We start from the raw sequence: 7,353 nt of genomic DNA on the forward strand, positions 1-7,353 counted from the left end.
GTGGCCGGCAACAACACCGATCAACCACATCCCGACAGCCATTTCGATGTGGTCGTGATCGGCGGTGGCATTCAGGGCGCCGGGGTGGTACAGGCCGCCCAAGCCGCGGGCTATAACTGTCTGATACTGGAAAAAAACTACTGGGGATCGGGCACCTCCAGCAAATCCAGCAAACTGATTCACGGCGGCCTCCGCTACCTGCAAAGTTGGGAGTTCTCACTGGTGCGGGAAAGCCTCAGGGAACGCTCGCTGTTGTTATCGCTGGCGCCACAGCTGGTTTATGGCAACTGGTTCTACATTCCCCTTTATAAAGGATCGCGCCTGCGCGCCTGGCAGCTTCGCGCCGGTCTGACACTCTACTGGCTCCTGTCGGGCTGTCGCAGCGATGCCCGATTCAAGGTGATTCCGCCCGCCGAGTGGCCCGAACTCGCAGGCCTGAAAACAGCCGGGCTGAAAAAGGTTTATCGCTACCGCGATGCTCAGACCGATGACGCCAAACTCACCAGCGCGGTCATTCAGTCTGCCGCCTCTATGGGCGCCGAAGTTTGCAGTCCGGCCGAGGTCATCGCTGCCGAAAGCACGCCGGAGGGCTATCGGGTCCTGATTAAAACATCGGTAGGACAGCGAACTGTGCACTGCCGTTTTCTGGTCAATGCCGGCGGCCCCTGGGCCAATCGAATTGCCCGGCGAATAACACCGGAACCCGGCCATCTCGAGGTGGATCTGGTACAGGGAATCCACCTGCTGCTGGACAGGAAGATCAGCGACCGCTGTTTTTATCTGGAATCCCCCAGCGATGGCCGCGCCGTGTTCGTTTTGCCCTGGTACAACACCACCCTGCTCGGCACCACCGAAACCGGCTTTGACGGCGACCCGGATCAGGTGCTGCCCACGGCGGCAGAGAGGGACTACTTATTGGGCATTTTGCGGCATTATTTTCCCGACTATGATGGCCGGGTGTGCGGCGAAATGGCGGGGCTCCGGGTGCTGCCAAAAGCCACCGGGGGGTTTCACCAGCGTAGCCGCGAGGTGGAATTCGTCGAGAATTCTCACTATCTCGCGATCTATGGCGGCAAACTCACCGGCTACCGCGCCACTGCCGAAAAAGTCCTGGAGCGGATCGGGAAAAAACTGGGGCCGGCCAGTGCCGGGCGACGCGGTGACACCTGCCGGTTACCCCTGACGCCCGCTGCAGAGCAACCCTGACTCCAGGCCCTGTCAGACAGACATGGCGGTTGCATCCGCCATGGCCTTAAGCCAGTCCGTATAACGCTGCTTTATAACGCCATCAGGCTGCGGCCCAAACTGCTCAAATGCCGACTGCCAATCTCCGGGTTGACCTGCCAGCAGAAAAGCCGCACCCCTCGCGGTACTTTCCATTTCACCATTGCGCAATACCTTCAATCCGGACAGGTCTGCCAGCCGTTGACAGAAACCGTCGATTCTCGACAGGCCACCACCGACCACTATCTCCACGACAGGACCGCGACCCTCACGAAGGCGGGTCAGGTTCACCATCAGCATAAACATCACGCTTTCCAGTACGGCGACAAGTTTACCCGCCGTGGAACCCTCACCGATAAACCGGCTATGAAAATCACTCCGCCACCAGGGCGCACCCAATCCGCCAACACCATTGAGAAACAGCGGCACATCCCGCTCGGTCTGACACCACTCCGCCAGGCAAGACGAATAATCCTCGACACCCAACTCGACACTTAACTGATCAATGGCACTGGCCGCGCCATTCACCGTGCCTTCGGCAACAAACAGACACTGCCGGGCGGACTGATAGACCAGGGTTTTCAGCAGGCCGGCCGGTGCCGTATCATCAGCCGGCCACGACCTGGCAATAAATGCCCCGGTGCCCGCATTGATATAAAGACGATCGGGTTGCGGCGGACCAACACCAAAAAACGCGGCATTCTGATCGCCATTCATCAGCGCCAGCGGCACTGCTTTGCCGCCAAGAAGAAGATGCCCGAAATCCGATTGCGTGAAACAAACCGGGGGCAGCACCCTGCGGGGGATGGCAAACTGGCTCAGCAGGGTTTCATCCCAGTCGCCATGATGAATATTCCACAACAGGGTGCGCTGGGCATTACCCGGATCTACCGCCACCGAGTGCTCCCGGGTCATGGCAAACAACAGATAACTTGCCAGTGGCCCACACAGCAACTGATCGGTATCCATCGCCTCGCTTACCGCAGGAATATGATCCATGCACCAGCGCAACTTGCTGGCACCATAATGGGCGTTGGGGCGCAGACCCGTAAGATCGGCGATCTCTGCCGGATCAAGCTTCATGTCAGCCAGATACGCGGCAGCGCGGGTATCCTGCCAACTGATGACCGGCGACAGCGGCTCACCGGTTTGCCGATGCCAGCACACCAGACTGGAGCGTTGGGTCACCAGCGCAGCGGACTGCAGCCATTGCAGATCCGGCCCCAGCCTGGCGGCAACTTCATCCAGCAACTCCCGAATGGAATTCACCACATCCGCCGGCACCTGCTCCACCCGGTTTGCTGCAATAAACCGGGTCGCCACAGCGCGCCGCAGCAATAGCGTGGTATCGCCATTGGCATCAAACACCAACGCCCGGCTGCTTTGGCCACCCTGGTCAATTACCAAATAAAGCGAATGACTTAAAGGGGTCGGTGACAATTGAGAACCATTCTCAGTTGTCACCGACCCCTTTAAATTATTGTTAAAAGTTGACGTCACTGATGTTAATCCAGACCTGACCGATAATCATAAGAGCGGCGACGATAATCCAACTAACGTAAACGAGGTTATTTCTGCCAATTCTGCCCTGCCGATGCAACCTGAATCCGTACAGAATCATCGCCGAAAATATCACCTGGGTTCCCAGAATTCCGAGCGCCGAAGCTACCGGACCAATGTCCGGTTTAAATCCGAGGGCGACAACCAGAAATCCAACGACCCCAAACGTGAACAGCAACCAACTGAAAATTCCCAGGAAATTGAGCATAAGCTCCTCTAAACTTGTTATCCCTGTCGCATTATGGGCCAATCACTGACCTTGTGGGCGTTCATTACTTGGCAATAACTGCAAAGCCAGCCTACATCACCAAAAGATATCATAATGGTTATTAGGAATAATTCTCGGTTGGCACCGAGCTCTTTAATACTTATCCAGCAGCTCTGGGGGAAGTTATCCGTCTCCTTCATGCCCCCAACACCCTGCTTAATATGGAACCAAATGGGGCACCACAAAAATACGGTGCTCCTGTTCTCTTACAGATTGCGGCTACGATTTCATCTTGACGACGACCTTGCCTTTGGCCCGCCCTGTTGCGGCGTAGGCCATCGCCTCTTTGATAGCGGCAAACGGAAAAACGCGATCAATAACCGGTTTTATGACACCGGAATCAATCAGTGAAGCGATGCGTTCCAGTTGACTGCCATTCGCGCTCATAAAATGAAATGTATAGCTTACCCGATGCCGTTTTGCCTTCCTCCTGATGCCATAGCTCAACAGCCCTATGAGTTGGGTAAAAGCCCAGCCCAGGCCCAGCGCTTTCGCAAAGTCGGGGTCCGGCGGCCCGGAAATCGAGATCAGCTTGCCCCCGGGCTTTAGCACTTGCACCGATTTTTCGAGCGTCCTGGTGTCCAGGCTACTCAACACCAGATCGTAGTCGCTGAGTATTTTTTCAAAGTCGTCCCGCGTGTAGTCGACCACAGTATCCGCGCCAAGGCCCTTCACCCAATCCACATTCGCCGTGCTGGTTGTCGTTGCCACGGTGGCACCCAGGTGTTTTGCCAACTGGATGGCAAAGGTTCCCACACCACCGGAGCCCGCATGGATCAGAACTTTTTGACCCTGTCGCAGATTCGCTTTTTCAACTAGGACCTGCCAGGCGGTCAAACCCACCAGCGGGATCGATGCCGCCTCTGTCACGCTGAGGGTTTTCGGCTTGAGGGCTAGGGAATCTTCTTTTACCGCGATGTATTCCGCGAAGGCACCGATGCGGTCAACATCCGGCCGCGCATAGATTTCATCGCCGGGCTTGAATCGCGTCACTTGTGGGCCGACGCGAACCACCACACCGGCCAGATCATTGCCCATAACAAGTGGCAGCTGGTAAGGCAAAAGGCGCTTGAACTCACCACTTTTGATTTTCACATCCAGCGGGTTAATGCTGGCGGCGTGGACTTCAACCAGCACGTCGTCATCCCGCAACGTTGGCTTCGGCAGATCACCAATCCGGTCACCGCCCTTTTTGCCATAGCCTTCAATAATGAACGCCTTCATGACAGCTCCCCCGCTAAATGGTTAACCAGACCCACCGAGTTCATGGTCGAATATTTTCCGATCAAGTGGTTGCCAAAAAATAGTCAATCTGCGCCGCCACCTCCTGCGGGTGTTGCTGGTGGGGCCCGTGACCAGCATTGGGGTACATGGCCAACTGGGCGTTGGGAAGCTCCCGGTACAATACCCAGTGGTTCTTCGCCGGAAAGAAGGGATCGCGATCCCCGGACACAATCAGCGTCGGTTGTCGCAGTTCATTCAGGCGACTGTAGTGACCACTCGTCCCACTCATGAAATCCCCGATTAGCTGCGCCATCACCCCCCATCACCTCTGGTCCAACCGCCGGTTCCAGGTCTTCGCTGCGGGACATAACCCGCTCAATGAACGCCTGTGTCTCCTGTTCACGACCGACCGCAAAGAACAGATAGCGGATATCTTCAAAGCTGTACTCCGTTTGTGTCGCAATGTTGAAGACGATGTCGGTTGGCGGTTCGTTGTCGGGATTGCCGCCCGCACCGGTGCCGACCAGCACCACCTTGCGCACCAGTGTTGGTTCAGCCATGGCGATGGCCTGGGCGACAAAGCCGCCCATTGAGAAACCCAACACATCGACAGTCTGATAGCCCAGCGCCCTCACGAAGTCGGCAGCGTTGCAGGTCTTCTCATCCACGCTGGCCGCGGCAGAACCTGTCGAGGTGCCGATTCCCGCGTCACTGAAAAGGATGACATGGCGCGTCCTGGTCATTGCGTCCACAAAGCCGGGGTCCCAGTCATCCAGGGTGCCGCGGAAACGCTGCAGAAAAACCAGAGGCGTAGGGTCCGAGGGATTCACCTGACCCAATTCGCGATAGGCGTAGCGAACACCGCTGACGTCTACATATTTGGTGCTAATGGTGGAAGCCTGGTTCACATTGTCGAAGTGGGTCATGTGTTACTCCTGAAATTAATTGAGGGCTTTTGTTGATGATGCAGGGCGGCAGGGGACGAGCAGATTCACCACAAACACCTGCACGGGTTCGTTGTGCTGATTCAGCGTCGTGCTCTTCACCTTGAGCATTCCCAGCTCGGGAGAGGATTTGGAGACGCGGGTCGCCAGTACTTCACTTTCGACCCGCAGCTCATCCTCCGGTCGCACCGGTCGGGGCCAGCGCAATTCATCAAAGCCGGCGCCGACGATTCCCGAGGCGGGCTTGAAATCACTGTCGACCAATAAATTCATGGTGATCGCCGCAGTGTGCCAACCGCTGGCGGCGAGACCGCCAAATATCGAATGACTGCCAGCGCCTTCATCGAGATGAAACGGTTGCGGGTCGAACTCGGCGGCAAAGCTTTTAATACGCTCAGTGTCGATGCGCATTCGGTCAGAACTGAATTGTTGTCCTGCCGCAAAATCTTCCAAATATCGCTCGGTCATATTGGCCACCTCCCCGGTGAACAGTGATCTAGCGCAACGCCCAACAGTTACATGATGACCGTCATTATTGAATTATATGATAATCGTCATATATAATGTCAAGCAGTTTACCGGCGCACCGAAGGAGAGCGAGATGAAAGTGACCAGAGAACAAGCTGCCCAGAACCGGGAACGGATTGTCGAGACAGCATCCCAGCTATTCCGTGAGCGGGGTTTTGACGGTATTGGGGTCGCCGGCCTTATGCAAGAGGTGGGCCTCACCCACGGCGGTTTCTACGGCCACTTCGCCTCTAAAGAGGCCCTGATTGCCGAAGCGTCCACCTGCACCCTCAAACACTCTCTGACTGAATGGAACGAGTTCGTGGATAGATCATCGGATGATCCACTGACTGCCATAGTCGATCGCTACCTGAGTCGCAACCATCGCGACAACCCCGGTGAAGGTTGTCTGCTGGCCGCACTTGGCCCGGACTTGTCGCGACAGGGAGCGGACGTACGACATGCCGCTTCCGGCGCCATACGCTCTGCTCTCGACTTTCTGACCAAGCTGGTGCCGGGCAAATCCAAAGCGGCAAAAAGGCAGAAAGCTATCAGTGCCTACGCAACCCTGGTGGGCACCATGGTCATGGCGCGAATCGTGGACGATCCCATTCTGTCACAGGAAATTTTGGATGCTGGCCTAACAGAAGTTAAAAGGTGATGCCAAAAGTACTCTGGCTTGAGGTACCTGTTTTTAGTGAATTTTTGACAGCTCAAACGTCCCAACGCATGCAATGTGGTTACAACCCCCTCTGCCACTCCTCTCTCAACGGAATCATGCTAGGCCGCTGAATCGCGGTGCGTACCTGCTGCAATAACTGGTCTTTATCGCGGTCGAGGGTGCCTTTCAGGACCAGGTAGTTGGAGGCGTGATCGCTGCGGAATACGGTGCGCTCCAGCGTCAGGGTATCCAGCAGGATTTCCATTTCCTGAAACAGTTGCTGCTGGGTCAGCGGTTGAAATTCGCCACCGAAACCTTGCTGAAACCGTTCAGTGCCACCGGGAAAGCTTACCACCAGAGTCGAGAGAAATTCCGGCTGGGCCTCGTTCATCAATTTGGCGGAGTTGATAGCGTGCTGCTCGGTATATTGTTGCCCGCCGAGTCCATTGAGAATCATCACTGAACTTTTCATGCCGGCCTGTTTGATTTTGTGCAGGGCATCCAGTGAAGAGGCGTAGTTTTCGCCCTTGTCGATTTTTTCCAGCACCAGGTCGTCGCCGGATTCACACCCCACGTACATCAGGCTTAGGCCGAGCTGTTGCAGTTCCGCCAGCTCTTCCACAGATTTGTTTTTCAGGTTGCGGGGCAGACAGTAGGAGGAAATGCGCTGTACATTTGGCAGATATTGGCGGATGGCCAGCAGAATTTCCCTGAGGCGGCGGAAAGACAGCATCATGGCGTCGCCATCCGCCAGGAACACCCGGCGCACGGGGTAGCCGCTACCAGCCACCTGTTGCAGTTCCTGCTCAATGTCCATTTGCGGTTTGACGCTGAATTTCTTCTGCGGCGCGGTGTACATTTCGCAGAAAGTACAGCGGTTCCAGGAGCAGCCGTTAGTGACCTGCAGGATCAGCGAGCGGGCTTCGCTGGGTGGACGAAAAAGGGGTTCTATATAACCCATATAC

At 56.1% G+C, this 7,353-nt stretch carries 9 protein-coding genes; 2 read left to right on the top strand and 7 right to left on the bottom strand.

The genetic code is table 11. From position 1 onward, the window contains the following. Positions 1–1,206 carry an FAD-dependent oxidoreductase gene (locus ACTF5G_RS00695; protein ID WP_438950888.1) on the top strand — a complete coding sequence of 402 codons (1,206 nt, stop codon included), beginning with the start codon at positions 1–3 and terminating at the stop codon, positions 1,204–1,206. 12 nt (positions 1,207–1,218) lie between these two features. Here the strand turns inward: ACTF5G_RS00695 and ACTF5G_RS00700 are convergent, their stop codons facing one another. The 6 genes from ACTF5G_RS00700 to ACTF5G_RS00725 all read right to left on the bottom strand — a co-directional run bounded on the left by ACTF5G_RS00700 (position 1,219) and on the right by ACTF5G_RS00725 (position 5,688). Then, positions 1,219–2,664 (bottom strand): FGGY family carbohydrate kinase, encoded by a 1,446-nt coding sequence (locus ACTF5G_RS00700; RefSeq protein ID WP_438950889.1) that lies wholly within the window; start codon positions 2,662–2,664, stop codon positions 1,219–1,221. Positions 2,665–2,707: 43 nt separating this feature from the next. Beyond that, positions 2,708–2,992, bottom strand: a complete 285-nt coding sequence (locus tag ACTF5G_RS00705) for a hypothetical protein (protein ID WP_438950890.1) — start codon at positions 2,990–2,992, stop codon at positions 2,708–2,710. Positions 2,993–3,271: 279 nt separating this feature from the next. Then, positions 3,272–4,276: an NADP-dependent oxidoreductase gene (locus ACTF5G_RS00710; protein ID WP_438950891.1), complete on the bottom strand. Its 1,005-nt coding sequence runs from the start codon at positions 4,274–4,276 to the stop codon at positions 3,272–3,274. Positions 4,277–4,337: 61 nt separating this feature from the next. Further along, the gene (locus ACTF5G_RS00715) at positions 4,338–4,565 is read right to left on the bottom strand and encodes an alpha/beta fold hydrolase (RefSeq protein ID WP_438950892.1); all 228 of its coding nucleotides are present in this window, start codon (positions 4,563–4,565) and stop codon (positions 4,338–4,340) included. Next, positions 4,528–5,202: an alpha/beta fold hydrolase gene (locus ACTF5G_RS00720; protein WP_438950893.1), complete on the bottom strand. Its 675-nt coding sequence runs from the start codon at positions 5,200–5,202 to the stop codon at positions 4,528–4,530. Before ACTF5G_RS00720 ends, ACTF5G_RS00715 begins: the two co-directional genes overlap by 38 nt. Before the next feature lie 15 nt (positions 5,203–5,217). Continuing rightward, positions 5,218–5,688: a MaoC family dehydratase gene (locus ACTF5G_RS00725; RefSeq protein WP_438950894.1), complete on the bottom strand. Its 471-nt coding sequence runs from the start codon at positions 5,686–5,688 to the stop codon at positions 5,218–5,220. Between the two features lie 133 nt (positions 5,689–5,821). Here ACTF5G_RS00725 and ACTF5G_RS00730 point away from each other — a divergent pair, with 133 nt between their 5' ends. Further along, positions 5,822–6,388, top strand: coding sequence for a TetR/AcrR family transcriptional regulator (locus ACTF5G_RS00730; RefSeq protein ID WP_438950895.1), 567 nt, complete (start codon positions 5,822–5,824; stop codon positions 6,386–6,388). A gap of 79 nt (positions 6,389–6,467) precedes the next feature. Here the strand turns inward: ACTF5G_RS00730 and ACTF5G_RS00735 are convergent. Then, positions 6,468–7,353, bottom strand: an 886-nt coding sequence (locus ACTF5G_RS00735; RefSeq protein ID WP_438950896.1) for a radical SAM protein, incomplete at its 5' end; no start/stop codon positions are given.

The organism is Porticoccus sp., assembly GCF_965660005.1.
GTDB lineage: Bacteria > Pseudomonadota > Gammaproteobacteria > Pseudomonadales > Porticoccaceae > Porticoccus.